This is a genomic window from Mycolicibacterium smegmatis (genome assembly GCF_001457595.1).
GTDB classification, from domain to species: Bacteria; Actinomycetota; Actinomycetes; order Mycobacteriales; family Mycobacteriaceae; genus Mycobacterium; species Mycobacterium smegmatis.
In genome coordinates, this window is the sequence record NZ_LN831039.1 from 1,642,319 (window position 1) to 1,659,967 (window position 17,649).

General features: G+C 67.1%; 19 protein-coding genes. 14 read left to right on the forward strand and 5 right to left on the reverse strand.

The window, feature by feature from the left end:
• Genes rplR through rplO form a run of 4 tightly spaced genes read left to right on the forward strand, consistent with a single transcriptional unit; the run spans window position 1 to window position 1,706 of the window.
• The gene (gene rplR, locus AT701_RS07640; protein ID WP_029104567.1) at window positions 1–408 is read left to right on the forward strand and encodes a 50S ribosomal protein L18; all 408 of its coding nucleotides are present in this window, start codon (window positions 1–3) and stop codon (window positions 406–408) included.
• Between the two features lie 25 nt (window positions 409–433).
• Window positions 434–1,078, forward strand: coding sequence for a 30S ribosomal protein S5 (gene rpsE / locus AT701_RS07645; RefSeq protein ID WP_003892859.1), 645 nt, complete (start codon window positions 434–436; stop codon window positions 1,076–1,078).
• A gap of 2 nt (window positions 1,079–1,080) precedes the next feature.
• On the forward strand, window positions 1,081–1,266 hold the full coding sequence (rpmD, locus tag AT701_RS07650) for a 50S ribosomal protein L30 (RefSeq protein ID WP_011727688.1): 186 nt from the start codon (window positions 1,081–1,083) through the stop codon (window positions 1,264–1,266).
• On the forward strand, window positions 1,263–1,706 hold the full coding sequence (gene rplO / locus AT701_RS07655) for a 50S ribosomal protein L15 (RefSeq protein ID WP_058125574.1): 444 nt from the start codon (window positions 1,263–1,265) through the stop codon (window positions 1,704–1,706). Before rpmD ends, rplO begins: the two co-directional genes overlap by 4 nt.
• A 69-nt stretch (window positions 1,707–1,775) precedes the next feature.
• Here rplO and AT701_RS07660 read toward each other — a convergent pair whose 3' ends face one another.
• Window positions 1,776–2,702: an LLM class flavin-dependent oxidoreductase gene (locus AT701_RS07660; RefSeq protein WP_058125575.1), complete on the reverse strand. Its 927-nt coding sequence runs from the start codon at window positions 2,700–2,702 to the stop codon at window positions 1,776–1,778.
• Window positions 2,703–2,874: 172 nt separating this feature from the next.
• Between AT701_RS07660 and sppA the strand changes: the two genes are divergently transcribed.
• From sppA to AT701_RS07675, 3 genes are all read left to right on the forward strand, one after another.
• A complete protein-coding gene (sppA, locus tag AT701_RS07665; RefSeq protein WP_058125576.1) occupies window positions 2,875–4,659 on the forward strand; it encodes a signal peptide peptidase SppA in 1,785 nt (594 codons plus the stop codon).
• A 226-nt stretch (window positions 4,660–4,885) separates the two neighbouring features.
• Entirely contained in the window at window positions 4,886–6,313 is a 1,428-nt protein-coding gene (locus AT701_RS07670; RefSeq protein WP_081319416.1) for an MFS transporter, read from the forward strand.
• A gap of 32 nt (window positions 6,314–6,345) precedes the next feature.
• Window positions 6,346–6,996: a LysE family transporter gene (locus tag AT701_RS07675; protein WP_058125578.1), complete on the forward strand. Its 651-nt coding sequence runs from the start codon at window positions 6,346–6,348 to the stop codon at window positions 6,994–6,996.
• A gap of 4 nt (window positions 6,997–7,000) precedes the next feature.
• On the opposite strand, the gene AT701_RS07680 is transcribed toward AT701_RS07675, so the two are convergent.
• The 4 genes from AT701_RS07680 to AT701_RS07695 are packed head-to-tail and all read right to left on the reverse strand — an operon-like array spanning window position 7,001 to window position 10,662.
• The gene (locus AT701_RS07680; RefSeq protein ID WP_058125579.1) at window positions 7,001–7,912 is read right to left on the reverse strand and encodes a class I SAM-dependent methyltransferase; all 912 of its coding nucleotides are present in this window, start codon (window positions 7,910–7,912) and stop codon (window positions 7,001–7,003) included.
• Window positions 7,913–7,920: 8 nt separating this feature from the next.
• On the reverse strand, window positions 7,921–8,817 hold the full coding sequence (locus tag AT701_RS07685; protein ID WP_058125580.1) for a class I SAM-dependent methyltransferase: 897 nt from the start codon (window positions 8,815–8,817) through the stop codon (window positions 7,921–7,923).
• Window positions 8,818–8,826: 9 nt separating this feature from the next.
• Window positions 8,827–9,741: a class I SAM-dependent methyltransferase gene (locus AT701_RS07690; RefSeq protein ID WP_058125581.1), complete on the reverse strand. Its 915-nt coding sequence runs from the start codon at window positions 9,739–9,741 to the stop codon at window positions 8,827–8,829.
• Window positions 9,742–9,747: 6 nt separating this feature from the next.
• On the reverse strand, window positions 9,748–10,662 hold the full coding sequence (locus tag AT701_RS07695; RefSeq protein ID WP_058125582.1) for a class I SAM-dependent methyltransferase: 915 nt from the start codon (window positions 10,660–10,662) through the stop codon (window positions 9,748–9,750).
• 351 nt (window positions 10,663–11,013) lie between these two features.
• On the opposite strand from AT701_RS07695, the gene secY reads away from it, so the two are divergent.
• From secY to AT701_RS07730, 7 genes are all read left to right on the forward strand, one after another.
• A complete protein-coding gene (gene secY / locus AT701_RS07700; RefSeq protein ID WP_003892870.1) occupies window positions 11,014–12,339 on the forward strand; it encodes a preprotein translocase subunit SecY in 1,326 nt (441 codons plus the stop codon).
• Window positions 12,336–12,881: an adenylate kinase gene (locus AT701_RS07705; RefSeq protein WP_003892871.1), complete on the forward strand. Its 546-nt coding sequence runs from the start codon at window positions 12,336–12,338 to the stop codon at window positions 12,879–12,881. The genes secY and AT701_RS07705 overlap by 4 nt, the downstream gene beginning before the upstream one ends.
• 19 nt (window positions 12,882–12,900) lie before the next feature.
• Complete coding sequence (gene map, locus AT701_RS07710; RefSeq protein ID WP_058125583.1) at window positions 12,901–13,698, forward strand: type I methionyl aminopeptidase; 798 nt, start codon at window positions 12,901–12,903, stop codon at window positions 13,696–13,698.
• 108 nt (window positions 13,699–13,806) lie between these two features.
• On the forward strand, window positions 13,807–14,349 hold the full coding sequence (locus AT701_RS07715; RefSeq protein ID WP_003892873.1) for a sigma-70 family RNA polymerase sigma factor: 543 nt from the start codon (window positions 13,807–13,809) through the stop codon (window positions 14,347–14,349).
• A complete protein-coding gene (locus tag AT701_RS07720; RefSeq protein ID WP_058125584.1) occupies window positions 14,346–15,077 on the forward strand; it encodes an anti-sigma factor family protein in 732 nt (243 codons plus the stop codon). The genes AT701_RS07715 and AT701_RS07720 overlap by 4 nt, the downstream gene beginning before the upstream one ends.
• 154 nt (window positions 15,078–15,231) lie before the next feature.
• Entirely contained in the window at window positions 15,232–16,980 is a 1,749-nt protein-coding gene (locus tag AT701_RS07725) for a thiamine pyrophosphate-binding protein (RefSeq protein ID WP_058125585.1), read from the forward strand.
• A complete protein-coding gene (locus AT701_RS07730; protein ID WP_058125586.1) occupies window positions 16,961–17,641 on the forward strand; it encodes a hypothetical protein in 681 nt (226 codons plus the stop codon). Before AT701_RS07725 ends, AT701_RS07730 begins: the two co-directional genes overlap by 20 nt.
• Window positions 17,642–17,649 lie beyond the last annotated feature (8 nt).

Below are 17,649 nucleotides of genomic sequence, written 5' to 3' on the forward strand. Positions count from 1 at the left end.
ATGGCTACCAAGACTGAAGGCACCGTGGCTCACAAGCCGGTCGGCCAGAACATCTCCGAGGTTCGCCGCAACGCACGGCTGCGTCGCCACGCACGCCTGCGCAAGAAGGTCGCCGGCACCGCCGAGGTGCCCCGCCTGGTGGTGAACCGGTCGGCTCGCCACATCCACGTCCAGCTGGTCAACGACCTCAACGGCACCACCTTGGCCGCGGCGTCGTCGATCGAGGCCGATGTGCGCGCCATCGATGGCGACAAGAAGGCCCACAGCGTTCGGGTCGGTCAGCTGATCGCCGAGCGTGCCAAGGCAGCCGGGGTCGAGACCGTCGTGTTCGACCGCGGTGGCTACACCTACGGCGGCCGCATCGCTGCGCTGGCAGACGCCGCGCGTGAGGCAGGGCTGAAATTCTGATGACCGGCAACGAGAGGACTGCATGATGGCCGAGCAGGCTGGCGCCGGTTCGGCGCAGGACAATCGCGGTGGCCGTGGCCGCCGTGACGACCGTGGCGGCCGTGGCCGCGACGGTGGTGACAAGAGCAACTACATCGAACGCGTGGTGTCGATCAACCGGGTTTCCAAGGTCGTCAAGGGCGGCCGCCGGTTCAGCTTCACCGCGCTGGTGATCGTCGGCGACGGCAAAGGCATGGTCGGCGTCGGTTACGGCAAGGCCAAGGAAGTTCCGGCCGCCATCGCCAAGGGTGTCGAAGAAGCTCGTAAGAACTTCTTCCGGGTGCCGCTCATCGGCAGCACCATCACCCACCCGGTTCAGGGCGAGGCCGCTGCCGGTGTCGTGATGCTGCGCCCGGCCAGCCCGGGTACCGGTGTGATCGCCGGCGGTGCCGCTCGTGCGGTGCTGGAGTGCGCGGGCGTGCACGACATCCTGGCCAAGTCGCTGGGCAGCGACAACGCGATCAACGTGGTTCACGCCACCGTTGCCGCGCTGAAGCTGCTGCAGCGGCCCGAGGAAGTGGCGGCCCGTCGCGGTCTGCCCATCGAGGACGTTGCGCCGGCCGGCATGCTGAAGGCCCGGCGCGAGAGCGAAGCGCTGGCCGCCGCGGCTGCGCGTGAGGGATCGGCATAACCATGGCAGAGCTGAAGATCACCCAGGTGCGTAGCACCATCGGGGCGCGCTGGAAGCAGCGTGAGAGCCTGCGGACCCTGGGCCTCAAGAAGATCCGCCAGTCGGTGGTGCGTGAGGACAACGCCCAGACCCGTGGCCTCATCAATACCGTTCACCACCTCGTTGAAGTAGAGGAGGTTGGCAAGTGAGCGTCATCAAGCTGCACGACCTGAGGCCGGCTCCCGGAGAGAAGAAGGCCAAGACCCGCGTCGGTCGTGGTGAGGGCTCGAAGGGTAAGACCGCAGGCCGTGGTACCAAGGGCACGAAGGCCCGCAAGAACGTCCCCGTGATGTTCGAGGGCGGCCAGATGCCGATCCACATGCGGCTCCCGAAGCTCAAGGGCTTCAAGAACCGCTTCCGCACCGAGTACGAGGTCGTCAACGTCGGCGACATCAACAAGGCCTTCCCGCAGGGTGGCACGGTTGGTGTCGACGAGCTGGTGGCCAAGGGCCTGGTTCGCAAGAACAGCCTGGTCAAGGTTCTCGGCGACGGCAAGCTGACCGTCAAGGTCGACGTGACCGCCAACAAGTTCAGCGGTAGCGCCCGCGAGGCGATCACCGCGGCCGGCGGTTCGGCCACCGAACTCTGAGTTCGCTGCACAAGCACCAAGGACTGCCCCTTCTCTTCGGAAAGGGGCAGTTCTCTTTTTTCTGGCCAGCTAGGCGAGCTGGGGGATGACCTCGGCGGCGAGGCGCTCCATCTGCTCGCGATCCTCGGCGACGTCGGCACCTGTCGGGTTGAGCAGGACCGTCTGCGCACCGGCTTCGATCACCTCGCGTAGCCCGCGCACCACCTCGCCGGGTGTGCCCGCGACGGCCACGTCCGCGTAATCGGCCTTCGGCCCGTAGATCCGGCGCAGACCCTCGGCCACGCGCTCGCGTGCACGTGCGCCGTCGTCGTCGACGATGAGATAGACGCGCTTGCCGATCCGGAAGCTCTGCGGATCCTTGCCCTGCTTGTCGAGTTCTTCCCGCACGATGCGCACAGCCTCGGCGAAGTGCGCGGTGGTCGACGAGCCGGCACCCAGGAACGCGTCGCCGAGGCGTACGGCCCGCGCGAGCGCCTTGGGGGCGTTGGCGCCGAACCAGATCGGCGGGTGCGGACGCTGGACGGGCGTCGGTGTGATGGGCAGACCATCCACGTCGCGGAAGCGTCCGTGGAATGTCACGCGGGGCTCGTCGGACCACGCGGCCTTCATGAGAGCCAGACCCTCGGTGAAGTTGGCGATGAACGTCGACGGGTCGACACCGAACGCGCGGAACTGACGCGACCCGCCACCGGGGGCGACACCGACATCCAGCCGCCCGTGGCTCAGCCGATCGACGGCAGTGATCGACGATGCCAGCTGCAGAGGGTCGTGCAGCGAGGTCACCAGGACCGCGACGCCCAGGCGCAGCCGCGTGGTGACCGCCGCCGCGTACGACAGCAATTCCAGGGGCGCGATGAGCGGCGCGTGGCCGACGGTCTGCTCCAGGGTCCACCCGCCTTCGAACCCGAGCTCCTCGGCGCGGGTCAGGTAGTTCTTGACGCCGGAGGCGTCGAACCGGCCGGTGTCGAGCTGCGGTATCGAGATCGAGAAGGTCACCCGTCCCACGGTACGACGCGATGCTGTGAGTGTGGCACGCATGTGAAAAGTCATGGCAGCGTGTGTGTTCCGGCGGTGGCATTCGCGGCTGTGCCGCGAGGCTGTAGTTGCCGTGGTGCGTTCTCGCACTTCTTCACGGCAACCACAGCCTCGGCGTCGGTAGGCTCGGGCCATGTTCGGTTTTCTCCCAGGAATCCCCGGCCAGGACGACCTGCGGGCGCTGGTGCGCCGCGTCGACACCGCACGGCACAACGGCGTGCCCGACGGCTGTGTGCTCGAACTCGACCTCATGTCGATCCCGCCCGAGACCACTGGCTTCGATCCGCTGGCGATGATCGCCGGCGGCGGGCGGCCGCTGGTGCTGCGCCAGGCCGTCGCGGCGATCCACCGTGCCGCCGAGGACGACCGTGTGGCCGGCCTGATCGCGCGCGTGCAACTGCCCGCGGCCGCGCCTGGGCCCGTGCAGGAGTTGCGGGACGCGATCGTGGCGTTCGGCGAGAGCAAGCCGACGGTGGCCTGGGCCGAGACCTATCCCGGCACCATGTCCTACTACCTGGCCTCGGCGTTCCGCGAGATCTGGATGCAACCGGCCGGATCGGTGGGGCTCGTCGGGTTCGCGACGAACGCGACGTTCCTGCGTGATGCGCTCGACAAAGCCGGCATCGAGGCGCAGTTCATCGCACGCGGTGAATACAAGTCCGCGGCAAACGTTTTCACCGAGGGCTCCTACACCGAACCCCATCGTGAGGCCGACGCCCGGCTGATCGAGAGCCTGCAGGAGCAGGTGTGGCAGGGCATCGCGCAGTCGCGCGGTCTCGACCAGGGCACCATCAACACACTCGCCGACCAGGCGCCGTTGTTGCGTGAGGCCGCGGTCACCGCAGGACTGGTGGACCGCATCGGATTCCGCGACGAGGCCTACAAGCGGATCGGCGAACTCGCCGGTGGACCCGAGAACACCGACGCCGACGACGATGACGCACCACCGCGACTGTTCCTGTCGCGCTACGCGAAAGCCACCGCACCCAAACCCGCCCCGCAGCTTCCTTCGCTGCCCGGGCGCAAGAGCAAGCCGACGATCGCGGTGGTGACCCTGCACGGCGCGATCGTCAGCGGTCGCGGTGGTCCGCAACCGCTGCCGTTCGGCCGCTCCAGCGCCGGGGGCGACACCATCGCCGCGGCCCTGCGCGAAGCCGCCGCCAACGACGACGTGGCCGCGGTGGTTCTCCGGGTGGACAGTCCGGGAGGATCGGTGACCGGATCGGAAACCGTGTGGCGCGAGGTCATCCGGACTCGGGACGCGGGCAAACCCGTGGTGGCGTCCATGGGCGCCGTCGCGGCATCAGGCGGATACTACGTGTCGATGGCGGCCGACGAGATCGTCGCCAATGCGGGCACGATCACCGGATCAATCGGTGTGCTGACCGGGAAATTCGTGTCGCGCGAGCTGAAAGACAAGCTCGGTGTGGGATCAGATGCGGTGCGCACCAACGCAAATGCCGATGCGTGGTCGACCAATGCACCGTTCACCGACGAGCAGCACGCACGAGTCGCGGCCGAGGCCGATCTGCTGTACCGCGATTTCGTCGAACGCGCGGCCGATGGGCGGAAGTTGCCGATCGAGGAGATGGAATCGCTTGCGCGAGGCCGTGTCTGGACCGGTTCGGACGCCAAGGAGCGAGGTCTGGTCGACCATCTCGGTGGGCTGCGTGCGGCGGTGACGCGCGCCAAGGTGCTCGCCGGTTTCGACGAGGACGCCGACGCGCGCGTGGTGGCGTATCCGGGCTCGTCGTGGTTGGACATGTTGCGGCCCAAGCCGTCTTCGCAACCGGCGGCCGCGTCGCTGCCGGAGGCTCTCGCCGCGTTGCTCGGCAAATCGGTGATCGGTGTGCTCGATCAGGCGGAACGATCCATGACGGGTGCGAGTGCATTGTGGCTGGGGGAGTACCGCTTCTGATGAGATTTCTGACGAGATCCTGAGAATTTTCCCGGTACGGTCCACGCGGGAGTGCATCAACGAAGGTGGCACTCCATGTGTAATTTCATCCGTCAAGGGGTAACCTCACCCCCGCACGAGATGGAAAGCCAACAACTACGGTCTCGTCCTACTGGGCTGATCTTGAATCGGCTTGGCGCCCTGTTATTTACGGGGGCGCAAGGGCGTCAGACACGAGGAGGGGCCCGTGGACTCGAAGGAAACGGACGCGTCGAAGCCTTCACAGGCGGACGCAGGCCAGCAGGCGCCGACGGCGCATGCGGAAGAAGTGAAAGCACCGCCTGAGGTGGTCAAACGCGCTGTCGCGGCGTCGGCCGTCGGCAACTTCACGGAGTGGTTCGACTACGGCATATACGCCTACGGCGTCAGCTACATCTCCGCCGCGATCTTCCCAGGTGACGGCAAGAGCGCGACGCTGCTGGCACTGATGACGTTCGCCGTGTCGTTCCTGGTACGGCCTCTCGGTGGCCTCGTGTGGGGGCCGCTCGGAGACCGCATCGGGCGTAAACAGGTGTTGGCCATCACAATTCTGCTGATGGCGGGCGCCACATTGTGCGTCGGACTCGTGCCGCCGTACGCCACGATCGGGGTGGCGGCGCCGATCCTTATGGTCGTGCTGCGCATGATCCAGGGCTTCTCCACCGGCGGCGAATACGGCGGTGCGGCAACCTTCATGGCCGAGTACTCACCGTCGCGCCGACGCGGACTCTTCGGCAGTTTCCTCGAATTCGGCACGCTCGCAGGCTTTTCGTTCGGCGCCCTGCTCATGCTGGGCTTTTCCCTGCTGCTGTCCGACGACCAGATGGGGTCGTGGGGTTGGCGATTGCCGTTCCTGGTGGCCGCACCGCTCGGCCTGATCGGCGTGTACCTGCGCTCGCGGCTCGAAGACACCCCGATCTACCGCGAGCTGGAAGAGTCCGGCGAGTCCGAGGAGCACCCGACGGGCGAGTTCAAGGCCCTGGTGGTCGACTACTGGAGCCCGATCCTGCGACTCGGCGGCCTGGTGGTGGCGCTCAACGTCGTCAACTACACGCTGCTCACGTACATGCCGACCTACCTGGAGAGTGCCATCGGCCTGTCCACCGATCAGTCGCTGGTGGTGCCGATCATCGGCATGCTGTCGATGATGGTGTTCCTGCCGTTCGCCGGGCGCATCTCGGATCGCGTTGGGCGAAAACCGATGTGGTGGTTCTCGGTGGTCGGCCTGTTCGTGGCGGGCGTGCCGATGTTCATGCTCATGAGCACCAACCTCGTCGGCGCGATCATCGGTTTCGCGGTGCTGGGCCTGCTCTACGTACCGCAGTTGGCGACCATTTCCGCCACCTTCCCGGCGATGTTCCCCACGCAGGTGCGTTTCGCGGGATTCGCGATCGCCTACAACGTGTCGACATCGATATTCGGCGGTACCGCGCCCGCGATCAACGACTGGCTGGTCAACCTCACGGGCGACAACCTGGTGCCGGCCTACTACATGATGGTGGCCTGTGTCATCGGCGCGATCTCGCTGGTGCGGATGCCCGAGACCGCGCGTTGCCCGATCAACGGCACCGAGATCCCGGGGACACCGGAGGCGCCACCGCAACTGGATTACAAGGAACCTGCCCACGCATCCTGAACGAATTTTTCCCGGTGCGCGTTTGATCGGGTGTGGCAGTTCACTCGATCATCGGCGACTGGAAGCTCTGGCTGGGCTTTCTCCTGGTGGCGATACCCGTGTGCCTCTCGCCGGGGGCAGGCGCGATCCAGTCGATGTCGTCGGGTCTGACCCACGGCCTGGTGCGCTCCTACTGGAGCATCGCAGGTCAGGAACTCGGGCTCATCGCCCAACTGACCGTGGTTGCAGTCGGTTTGGGTGCCGTGGTCGCCGGATCGGCAGCGGCGTTCGCCGTCATCAAGGTGATCGGGGTGGTGTACCTGCTGTATCTCGCTGTGCGCCAATGGCGTTCGGCGGGAACAGATGTTCGTGACACCGTGGGGCGTCCGGCGGCGAGAGCCGGCATCCCGTTGCTGGCGCGCGGATTCCTGGTCAACGCCACCAACCCGAAGGCGCTGGTGTTCTACCTGGCAGTCCTGCCGCAGTTCCTGCAGCCGAAATCCCCGCTACTGCCACAGTATGTGGCGATCGGTGCGACGTTCGTGCTGGTCGACATCGTGGTGATGAGCATGTACGCGGGTCTGGCCGCGCGCCTGCTCAGCGCGCTGGGCGCGCGGCAGCAGCGAATCCTCAACCGGTCCTTCTCCGGCCTGTTCGCGACCGCGGCGGTGCTTGTCGCACTGGTGCGCCGCGGCGCGGCCTGACAGGTCAGCGCAGAGTGCCGCTGATGTAGATGATCTCGCCGAGCGGATCGTCGTCGTCGTGCCCCGGCGCGGGCAGCCCGTACCGGGTGAACAGCGTCGCGCGGGCGGCACTGTCCATCTGCCAGCCCTTGGTTTCGAGATAGTCTGACGCAGAATGTCTTTCACCGTGGTAGATCAGTGACGGCATGTCGATGTCGACGCCCATGCGGGTGAGTGTCTCGGTGGCCTGGCGCGCCTTCTCCGGGTCGAAATCCTTGAGGGCGGGCACGAACTCGGTGGCCACGGTGCTGCCCGGGGCGCTGAGGTGGTGGATGTCGTCGAACAGTTTGTCCTGCGCCTCGGGCGGCAGATAGATCAACAGACCCTCGGCGCACCAGGCCGTCGGCGCGGACGGGTCGAATCCGGCGGCCCGCAGTGCGGCCGGCCAGTCGTCGCGCAGATCGATCGACACGGTGCGCCGTTCGCAGGTGGGTTCGGCACCCAGGTCGGCGAGGGTGCGGGTCTTGAACTCGATGACATCGGGTTGGTCGATCTCGTAGACGACCGTGCCGTCGGGCCACGGCAGCCGGTAGGCGCGTGAATCCAGACCGGACGCGAGGATCACCGCCTGCCCGACACCTCGGCCGGTCGCGTCCATGAAGTAGTCGTCGAAGAACTTGGTCCGCACAGCCATCTCGTCGATGTTGGCGCGCACCCGGGCGGCCGACTCCGGGAGGACCTTTTCGATGTCAAACTTGCCGTCTGCCAGCATCGTCAACGCCTCGATACCGACCGCCCGCACCAGCGGTGCCGCGAACGGATCGTTGATCAGGCCGTCGGGATCCTGGCTGACGACCGCACGCCCGGCCGCCACCATCGTCGCCGTCGCCCCCACACTCGACGCCAGATCCCACGTGTCGTTGTCGCTGCGCACCATGGACGTCCTCACTTCAGATGTGCCGAAAGGTAACCCGAGTCGCCCGAGAGTTCGGCCATCTCCTCGGGGAGTTCGAAACCATGATCAGCGTAGGCCTCTTTCGACGGCCGCACCGTGACCTGCCAGCCCAGCCCGCGCAGGTAGTCGCCCGCGGTGTTGCGCTCACCGGTGTAGAAGAGGTCGGCGATGTCCAGCGAGCTGCCCACACGTCGCGACCATTCACCGATTCGCTTGCCGGCACCTTCGGCGAGAATGCGGTGGTCCATGTGCTCGGTGGCCAGCCTGCTGCCCGGAGCCGACAGCGCGGTGATGTTGTCCAGCAGGCGATCCTGGGCCTCGGCAGGCAGATAGATCAGCAGGCCTTCGGCGATCCATGCGGTCGGCTCGGCCGGATCGAATCCGGCGTCGCGCAGGGCCGCGGGCCAGTCGTCACGAAGATCGACGGCCACCGTGCGGCGTTCTGCGGTGGGCTGGGCGCCCAGATCGGCCAGGGTGCGGGTCTTGAACTCGATCACCTGCGGTTGGTCGACCTCGAACAACACGGTCCCGGCGGGCCAGTCCAGCCGGTAGGCGCGGGTGTCCAGACCCGAGGCCAGGATCACGGCCTGGCGTACCCCGTCGGCACCGGCGGCGATGAAGAGCTCGTCGAAATACCGTGTGCGCACGGCGATCTGCTCGCACATCCGGTTCAGGTCGAGCATCGGGTCGCCCTCGACGCATGTCTCGCCGTCGGCGAGTGCGATGCAGTGCTCGAGGCCGACGGCCTTGACGAGCGCGTCGGCGTACGGGTCGTCGATCAGTGGGTCGGGCTGTTTGGTCGCAAGCGCCCGCATCGCCGCGACGCCGGTCGCGGTGGACCCGACGCTGGTCGCCAGATCCCAGGTGTCGCCGTCGGTTCGTGTCATCGTCAACTCCTAACTGCGTGTCGCGGTGATGGCCACCGACTGCCGCATCGCAGCGTTGTCGTCACCGGTGAGCGTGAGGTCGGGGAAGGTGCGGCCATATGCGGCGAACACCTCGGGTCGGGGGCGGGTGCTGACCTGCCAGCCGTGGCCGGCGAGATATTCGTCGGCGGCGTTGCGGTCGCCGCCGTACCAGAGGTCGGACAGGTCGACGTCGAATCCGTGGTCGCGCCACCGCTCGCTCATCGCCTGCCCGCGGCCACGCAGGGTCGAGGTGATGTCGGGGTGGTACTCGGTGGCCAATCGGCTACCGCGCGCGGACAGCGCGGTGATGTTGTCGAACAAGCGGTCCTGCGCCTCGGGCGGCAGGTAGACCAGAAGGCCCTCGGCGATCCACGCCGTCGGCGTCGCCGCGTCGAAGCCTGCGGCGTGCAGCGCGGCGGGCCAGTCGTCACGCAGATCCACCGCGACCGTGCGGCGCTCGGCGGTCGGTGACGCGCCGATCTCGGCCATGGCCGCGGTCTTCGCCTCGATGACGCGAGGTTGGTCGATCTCGTAGACGACGGTGCCCGCAGGCCAGCCCAGCCGGTAGGCCCGCGAATCGAGCCCCGCGGCGAGGATCACCGCCTGCCGGATGCCCGCGCCTGCCGCGTCGCAGAAGAAGTCGTCGAAGAACCGTGTCCGCACGGCCATCATCGAGACCATCAACCCGGCGGCGGCCGCGTCGTCGCCGTCCAGTGCGATGTCCCCGTCGACCAACTTGGTGAAGAACTCCAGGCCGACCTTGCGCACCAGATCGGCGGCGTAGGGATCGTCGATCAGCGCGTTGGGTTCGGTGCTGGCGATCGCGCGGGCGGCGGCCACCATGGTGGCCGTCGCGCCGACGCTCGACGCGAGGTCCCAGCTGTCGGTGTCCGTCCGTGCCATCTGCGCCTACCTGGTGGCCGTGACGTAGACGACGGACCCGATCTGAGCGTCGTCGTCCACCCGCGGCAGCCCGTTGTGGACGAGCAGCTCATCGGAGGTCATGCTCGTGGTCTTCCAGCCGTGGCCCTGCAGGTAGCTCGAGACGTCGGCGCGATCACCCAGGAAAACCAGCTCGGTGAAGTCCAGATCGAACCCGTGGGCCCGCCAGCGGTCGGAGAAGTCCTTCATCCGGGCCGCGATCTCCTCGTGGTCCTCCTCCTCAATGGCGGGAATCTCCTCGACGGCGACCCGGCTGCCCGGGGCGCTGAGTTCGGCGATCTGGTCCAGCAGGCGGTCCTGGGCCTCCGGCGGCAGGTAACCCAGCAGGCCCTCGGCGATCCACGCGGTGGGCTCGGCCGGGTCGAAGCCCGCTTCGGTCAGCGCGGCGGGCCAGTCGAAGCGCAGATCCACGGCCACGGCGCGGCGGTCGGTGGTGGGCAGTGCACCCAGATCCGCCAGCGCCTTGGTCTTGAACTCGATGACATCGGGTTGGTCGATCTCGAACACGACGCTCCCGGCCGGCCACGGCAGCCGGTAGGCGCGCGCATCGAGACCTGACGCGAGGATCACGAACTGGCGGACGCCGGCGCGCGCGGCGTCGAGGAAGAAGTCGTCGAAGAAGCGGGTGCGCGCGGCCATGCCGTTGGCGAACCGGGTCAGCCCCTCGGCGGCCTCCGGCTCGAGGGCCGTGAGGTCGAAGTTGTCGTCGACCAGTTTGGTGAAGAAGTCGACACCGACCGCGCGTACGAGCGGCGCGGCGAACGGGTCGTCGATGGCCGGTTCATCGGCGTTGGTGGCCAGTGCCCGCGCAGCGGCGACCATCGTCGCGGTTGCGCCGACGCTGGATGCGAGGTCCCACGTGTCGTTCTCGGTGCGCGCCATGACGCCCCCTTACATGTCTCAAGATGAGCGCCGCACCCGCTGGAACCGCGGGTGCGGATATTAGTTAGGCCCTATAACGAGCTGTCGCCGACTGTACGCTTCGAATCTGAAAAGAAACTTCGACCGAGTGGCAGTCGCCTGGGAGTCGGTCAGAACCGGCGCGGACAAGGCCGCACCCGCCATCGATGCGGGCCGACGCAAGGGCTCCTGTTACTCTCGTAGACTGTTTGACGGCTGAGTTCGCAGGCTGCGCGCCTGCAGACAAGCCGGACATGACTTGACCATTGACGCTGGACCCACCAGCCCCATTTGGCACGCCGCGCTGAGAAGGTCGGCTGCGCAGGAGGAAGAGTGCTTTCGGCTTTCATCTCGTCGCTGCGAACGGCCGACCTCAGACGCAAGATCCTGTTCACCTTGGGCCTGGTAATCCTTTACCGGGTCGGTGCCTCGATCCCGTCTCCCGGGGTGAACTACCCCAACGTTCAGCAATGCATCGCGCAGGTCAGCGGTGGCGACTCGGCTCAGATCTACTCGCTGATCAACCTGTTTTCCGGCGGTGCGCTGCTGCAGCTCACGGTGTTCGCGGTGGGCGTCATGCCCTACATCACCGCGAGCATCATCGTGCAGCTGCTCACCGTGGTGATCCCGCGGTTCGAGCAGCTGCGTAAGGAAGGTCAGGCCGGCCAGGCCAAGATGACCCAGTACACGCGGTACCTGTCGATCGCGCTCGCGATCCTGCAGGCCACCAGCATCGTGGCGCTCGCGGCCAACGGCGGCCTGCTGCAGGGCTGCTCGCTGGACATCATCCAGGACAGCTCGATCTTCGGTCTGATCGTGATCGTGCTGGTCATGACCGCCGGTGCGGCCCTGGTCATGTGGATGGGCGAGCTGGTCACCGAGCGCGGCATCGGCAACGGCATGTCGCTGCTGATCTTCGCCGGTATCGCCGCCCGCATCCCCGCCGAGGGCCAGACCATCCTGGAGAGCCGCGGCGGCGTCGTGTTCACCGCCGTGGTCATCGCCGCGCTGGTGATCATCATCGGCGTGGTGTTCGTCGAGCAGGGCCAGCGCCGCATCCCGGTCCAGTACGCCAAGCGCATGGTGGGCCGCAAGATGTACGGCGGCACCTCGACCTACCTGCCGCTCAAGGTCAACCAGGCCGGCGTCATCCCCGTCATCTTCGCGTCGTCGCTGATCTACATCCCGCACCTGATCACGCAGCTGATCCAGAGCGGGAGCTCGAACCCCGGCACCGGCTGGTGGGACAAGTTCGTCGCGGACTACCTGACCAACCCGGCCGACCCCGTTTACATCGCGGTCTACTTCGGCCTGATCGTGTTCTTCACGTACTTCTACGTGTCGATCACGTTCAACCCCGACGAGCGTGCCGACGAGATGAAGAAGTTCGGCGGCTTCATCCCGGGTATCCGTCCCGGCAAGCCGACGGCGGACTACCTGAGGTACGTGCTGAGCCGGATCACCCTGCCGGGCTCGATCTACCTCGGCGTGATCGCCGTTCTGCCCAACCTGTTCCTGGAGATCGGGAACACCGGTTCGGTACAGAACCTGCCGTTCGGCGGGACCGCGGTTCTGATCATGATCGGTGTCGGTCTCGACACCGTGAAGCAGATCGAGAGCCAGCTGATGCAACGTAACTACGAAGGGTTCCTGAAGTGAGAGTCGTTCTGCTCGGACCGCCTGGGGCGGGCAAGGGTACGCAGGCGGAGAAGCTGTCCGAGAAACTCGGCATCCCGCAGATCTCCACCGGGGACCTCTTCCGCAAGAACATCGGTGACGGCACGCCGCTGGGCCTGGAGGCCAAGCGCTACCTCGACGCCGGCGACCTCGTGCCTGCCGAGCTGACGAACCGTCTGGTCGAGGACCGGATCGACCAGCCCGACGCGGCCGAGGGATTCATCCTCGACGGCTACCCGCGCTCGGTCGAGCAGGCCGGCGCGCTCAAGGACATGCTGGCCGCGCGCAACACCAAGCTCGACGCGGTGCTGGAGTTCCAGGTGTCCGAGGACGAGCTGCTGACGCGCCTCAAGGGCCGCGGCCGCGCCGACGACACCGACGAGGTGATCCGCAACCGCATGAAGGTCTACCGCGAGGAGACCGAGCCGCTGCTGGAGTACTACCGCGACGACCTGAAGACCGTAAACGCAGTAGGTGCGCTCGACGAGGTGTTCGCACGGGCGTTGAGCGCGCTCGGTCAGTGAGCCCAAGCGGAGCGGTGCCGTGATCAATCTGCGTGGAAGACGTAAGCCCAAGGTGGTCACGCAACGCACGTCCGCGGAACTGGACGCCATGGCGGTGGCCGGTGCGCTCGTCGCGTCGGCCCTGCGGGCCGTCAAGACCGCGGCCGCACCCGGCGTCTCCACCCTGGAACTGGACCGCATCGCCGAAACGGTCATCCGCGACGGCGGCGGCACGCCGTCGTTCCTCGGCTACCACGGCTTCCCGGCCAGCATCTGTGCGTCGGTCAACGAACGCGTGGTGCACGGCATCCCCTCGGCCGACGAGGTGCTGGCCGCCGGCGACCTGGTCTCCATCGACTGCGGCGCGATCGTCGACGGCTGGCACGGCGACTCCGCCGTGACATTCGGCGTCGGCCCGCTGATCCCTGCCGACGAGGCCCTATCGGAGGCGACCAAGGCCGCCATGGAGGCAGGCATCGCCGCAATGGTGCCCGGCAACCGGCTCACCGACGTCTCGCACGCCATCGAGGTGGAGACGCACGCCGCCGAGAAGCGCGACGACCGCAAGTACGGCATCGTCGCCAACTACGGCGGACACGGGATCGGACGCCAGATGCACATGGATCCGTTCCTGCCCAACGAGGGCGCCCCGGGCCGCGGACCGTACCTGGCCCCGGGTTCGGTGCTGGCCATCGAACCGATGCTGACCCTCGGCACCACCAAGACCGTGGTGCTCGACGACGAGTGGACCGTGGTCACCGCCGACGGCACCCGCGCCGCCCACTGGGAGCACACCGTCGCCGTCACCGAGGACGGCCCCCGCATCCTGACGCAGTAACACCTTCAGCAATTGCTGGAAAGCGCCGGAACCGTGATGTGGTCGACAGGCGCAAAGGTGTAATGAACTGGATCACGCCCAACGTCGTATCAATGACGGAGGTTGGGAATGGAGGATCCGGAGGCCGCCATGATGCGGGCGCTCTATGACGAGCACGCCACCGCACTGTGGCGATACGCGCTGCGCCTGACCGGCGACCCCGCGCGTGCCGAGGATGTCGTGCAGGAGACATTGCTGCGCGCCTGGCGCCACCAACCCGACCTCCGCACCGGTGGCGGAGCCGACGGTATCGCCGGTCCCGACCGCTCGCCACGGGCCTGGCTTTTCACCGTGGCACGCAACATGATTATCGATGAACGACGGAGTGCTCGTTTCCGCAACGAGACCGACGTCCCCGACCCAGAACAGGTGGCCGATCACGCCACCTCCGACCAGGTGGATACCGCGTTGGACCGGCTTTTGTTGGGCACAGCTCTACGCCAGCTCTCCGATGACCATCGTGCGGTGATCCGACGCGCCTACTACCAGGGACTGACCACCGGGCAGATCGCGGCCGAGCTGCAGATACCCGAGGGAACCGTGAAATCGCGGCTGCACTACGCCGTGCGCGCACTGAAACTGAGCTTGCAGGAGATGGGGGTGACACGATGACTCAATCCGAACCCCATCGAATCGGGCCAGTCGACCCCGACCGATATTCGACATGGGACGCGGCGTATGTGCTCGGATCGCTGTCCAGCGAGGAGCGCCGCGAATACGAGGCGCACCTGACGACGTGCCCGCAGTGCCGCGCGGGCGTCGCCGAACTGAGCGGCATGCCCGCGCTGCTGTCGCTGATCGACCTCGACGACGTGCGCGCCATCGACGGCGAGCAGCCCGATTCGCCACTGCGCCCCGAGGTGCTGGACTCCGTGATGGCCGAGGTGGGCGCGCGCAGGCGCCGCACCCGGTGGCTGACGACATCGGTCGCCGCGCTGGCCGCGGTGCTGCTGGCGGTCGGGATCGTCGTGCTGGCCCGGCCCGAGACCTTCGGCCTGCAGCGCGGAACCGAACAGCAGACCGCGCAGATGCTGGAGATGTCGAAGGTCGCGCAGACGCCGATCAACGCCAGCATCGCGCTCACGGGCTACACCTGGGGCACCCGCATCGACATGGCGTGCTCGTACGGCGACTGGGGGAGCAAGGGCGCCCAACCGCAGGATCTGGGCATGGTGGTTGTCGGCCGCGACGGCAGCCGTGAACAGGTGGCCACCTGGCTGGGGCTCTCCGGGGCGACCGCACTGCCCAGTGGCAACACCCAGAAGCCGATGGACGACATTGCCGCCATCCAGATGGTGTCGGTCGCCGACGGGAAAGTTCTGCTCGAAAAGAAGCTCTGAGACCCGCGATTCGGCGCGACACTCCCGGGCCCTGCTCGGAGTCAGCTGTTTGACAGCTGCGCACCCGGTGGGAAAACAGCGAAAACGCCCATCGGTTTGAACCGGCCCTGCGCACCCCTCGTGTCACTAGGCACACGACGGGAGTAGGTGACAAATGGCCAATGGGTGCAGAGTGGTGGACCACATCGTCGGCTGTCTCGCACAGAGCGGGATCAGCCACATCTTCGGGGTCGACGGGGCCAACATCGAGGACCTCTACGATGCGGCGTTCTTTCGTGACGACATCACCGCGGTGCTTGCCAAACACGAATTCTCCGCTGCCGCAATGGCAGACGGATACAGCCGCAGCGGCGCCGGGATCGGTGTGGTGGCCGCGACCTCGGGAGGCGGCTGCCTCAACACGGTGCCGGGGCTCGGCGAATCGCTCGCCAGCCGGGTCCCGGTGCTCGCGCTGATCGGACAACCGCCCACGACGCTCGACGGACAGGGTTCTTTCCAGGACACCAGCGGCGACAACGGCGCGCTCGACGCGCTTTCGTTGTTCTCGGCCGTGTCGGTGTACTGCCGCCGGGTGCTCTCACCCGATGCGATCCACACCGTGCTGCCGGAGGCGCTTGCCGCCGCACGTACCGGCGGACCGGCAGTGTTGTTGCTGCCCAAGGATGTTCAGCAGGCAGTGCTCGGTGAGCACGTCAACGGGCACGTTCCCGTCATGCAGCTGGGAACCCGGATCTCCGAGCTGACCATGATGGTGCGGGCACTGCGCCGCGCCGACGGGCCCATCACGATCTTCGCCGGGGAGCAGGTCGCCAGGGACGATGCCCGCGCCGAACTGGAACGGCTGCGCGCTACCCTGCGCGCCCGTATCGCCACCGTGCCCGACGCGAAAGACGTCGGCGGCACGCCGGGTTTCGGGTCGTCGTCGGCCCTCGGGGTGTGCGGGGTGATGGGACATCCGGGTGTCGTCGCGGCAGCCGCGGGAAGCGGGGCGTGCCTGCTGGTGGGGACCCGCATGACCGTGACCGCGCGCGCCGGCCTCGACGGTGTGCTGGGTTCGGTGCCCACGTACTCGATCGGCTCGCAGCAGCCGTACGTGCCCGCCACGCACGTGCACACCGACGACCTGCGCGGCGCGCTGACGATGCTGGCCGAGGCGCTGACCGGCAACGGCAGGCCGCACCAGATCCGCGTCCCGGATGTGGTGCCGCACACCGAACTACCGACACCACCCCATGACGGGCCCGGCATCCGGTACCGCGACGCGATGCGCGTGCTCGACCGGGCGCTGCCCGACGGTACCGACATCGTCGTCGACGCGGGCAACATCGGGGCGTCGGCCATCCACCACCTGCCGGTGCGCCGCGACGGACGCTTCCTCGTCGCGCTCGGGATGGGCGGCATGGGGTACAGCTTCGGCGCGGGCATCGGCATGACCTTCCACCGCGCCGCCCGGCCCGACCCGCACGGGCAGCGGCGTACCGTGGTGATCGCCGGTGACGGGTCGTTCTTCATGCACGGCATGGAAATTCACACCGCCGTGCAGTACCGGCTCCCCATCACCTTCCTGCTGTTCGACAACCACGCACACGCCATGTGCGTCACACGCGAGCAGTTGTTCTACGGCGACCGCTACACCTACAACCGATTCGGCCCGAGCCATCTCGGCGCCGGACTCGCCGCGATGCTGCCCGGACTGACCGCGCTGGACGTCGACGACATCGATGATCTGTCCGCCGCACTCGACGCCGCGTTGCGCACCGACGGCCCGGTAGTCATCAGCGTCGAATGCTCGCCCGACGAAATCCCCCCGTTCGCAGCGTTTCTCGGCACCGCAACCGAAATCGCAACCGCAACCACCCCGAACACACAGGAGAACGATTCCCATGCCACTGCCCGCGCTTGAAGACATCACCACCCACCGGGGCACCGCCGATCCGATCGACGGGCTGATCCGCATCGAGACCTCACCGAAGGAGGCCGCGACCCCGATCATCATGGAGATGATGCGGTCGGTGTACCCGCACGAGCAGGTGTTCGGTGAGTACTGCACGGTCAACGACTACATCGCGTGCCCGCCCGACGAACTGTTCGACTACCTCGCCGATACCCGAAGCCTCGAGGAGTGGACCTACAGTCTGCGGGGATTCGCCACCACCGAGGAGCCCGGACTGTGGGTGGCCCGCGACCGCCTCGGTGAGGGCAGCGGTGGACCCGGCAGCGCGATCTACACGCGCACGGTCGCCAACCGTGACGCGATGACCGTCGACTACCACTGCGCCTGGGATCAGGGCAAGCACCTGTGGATGATCTACCTGATGCGCATCGTCGACGCCCAGGTGGTGTTCGACAAGCCGGGATCGGTTGTGCTGTGGACCAATTGCCACCATCCCTTCTACGACGAGAACCCGTACCCCGAGACCGCGCCGCCCGGGCGACCGGTCTGGGTCGGTGACTTCTGGGACATGTTCGGCCCCGGTCACCTGCTGGAACTGAAGAACCTCAAGGCGATCGCCGAGTACCGGCACCGCAACGGACTGCCGCTCACCCCGGCCTGGATGAAATGAGCATCCCC

Excerpts from the sequence above, each read along its gene's own strand:
- rplR (WP_029104567.1), top strand. The coding sequence starts at position 1 with ATGGCTACCAAGACTGAAGGCACCGTGGCTCACAAGCCGGTCGGCCAG.
- AT701_RS07720 (WP_058125584.1), top strand. The coding sequence starts at position 14,346 with ATGACTCAATCCGAACCCCATCGAATCGGGCCAGTCGACCCCGACCGA.
- AT701_RS07725 (WP_058125585.1), top strand. The coding sequence starts at position 15,232 with ATGGCCAATGGGTGCAGAGTGGTGGACCACATCGTCGGCTGTCTCGCA.
- AT701_RS07715 (WP_003892873.1), top strand. The coding sequence starts at position 13,807 with ATGGAGGATCCGGAGGCCGCCATGATGCGGGCGCTCTATGACGAGCAC.
- rpmD (WP_011727688.1), top strand. The coding sequence starts at position 1,081 with ATGGCAGAGCTGAAGATCACCCAGGTGCGTAGCACCATCGGGGCGCGC.
- rpsE (WP_003892859.1), top strand. The coding sequence starts at position 434 with ATGGCCGAGCAGGCTGGCGCCGGTTCGGCGCAGGACAATCGCGGTGGC.
- AT701_RS07680 (WP_058125579.1), bottom strand. The coding sequence starts at position 7,912 with ATGGTGCGCAGCGACAACGACACGTGGGATCTGGCGTCGAGTGTGGGG.
- AT701_RS07695 (WP_058125582.1), bottom strand. The coding sequence starts at position 10,662 with ATGGCGCGCACCGAGAACGACACGTGGGACCTCGCATCCAGCGTCGGC.
- AT701_RS07690 (WP_058125581.1), bottom strand. The coding sequence starts at position 9,741 with ATGGCACGGACGGACACCGACAGCTGGGACCTCGCGTCGAGCGTCGGC.
- sppA (WP_058125576.1), top strand. The coding sequence starts at position 2,875 with ATGTTCGGTTTTCTCCCAGGAATCCCCGGCCAGGACGACCTGCGGGCG.
- AT701_RS07685 (WP_058125580.1), bottom strand. The coding sequence starts at position 8,817 with ATGACACGAACCGACGGCGACACCTGGGATCTGGCGACCAGCGTCGGG.
- AT701_RS07730 (WP_058125586.1), top strand. The coding sequence starts at position 16,961 with ATGCCACTGCCCGCGCTTGAAGACATCACCACCCACCGGGGCACCGCC.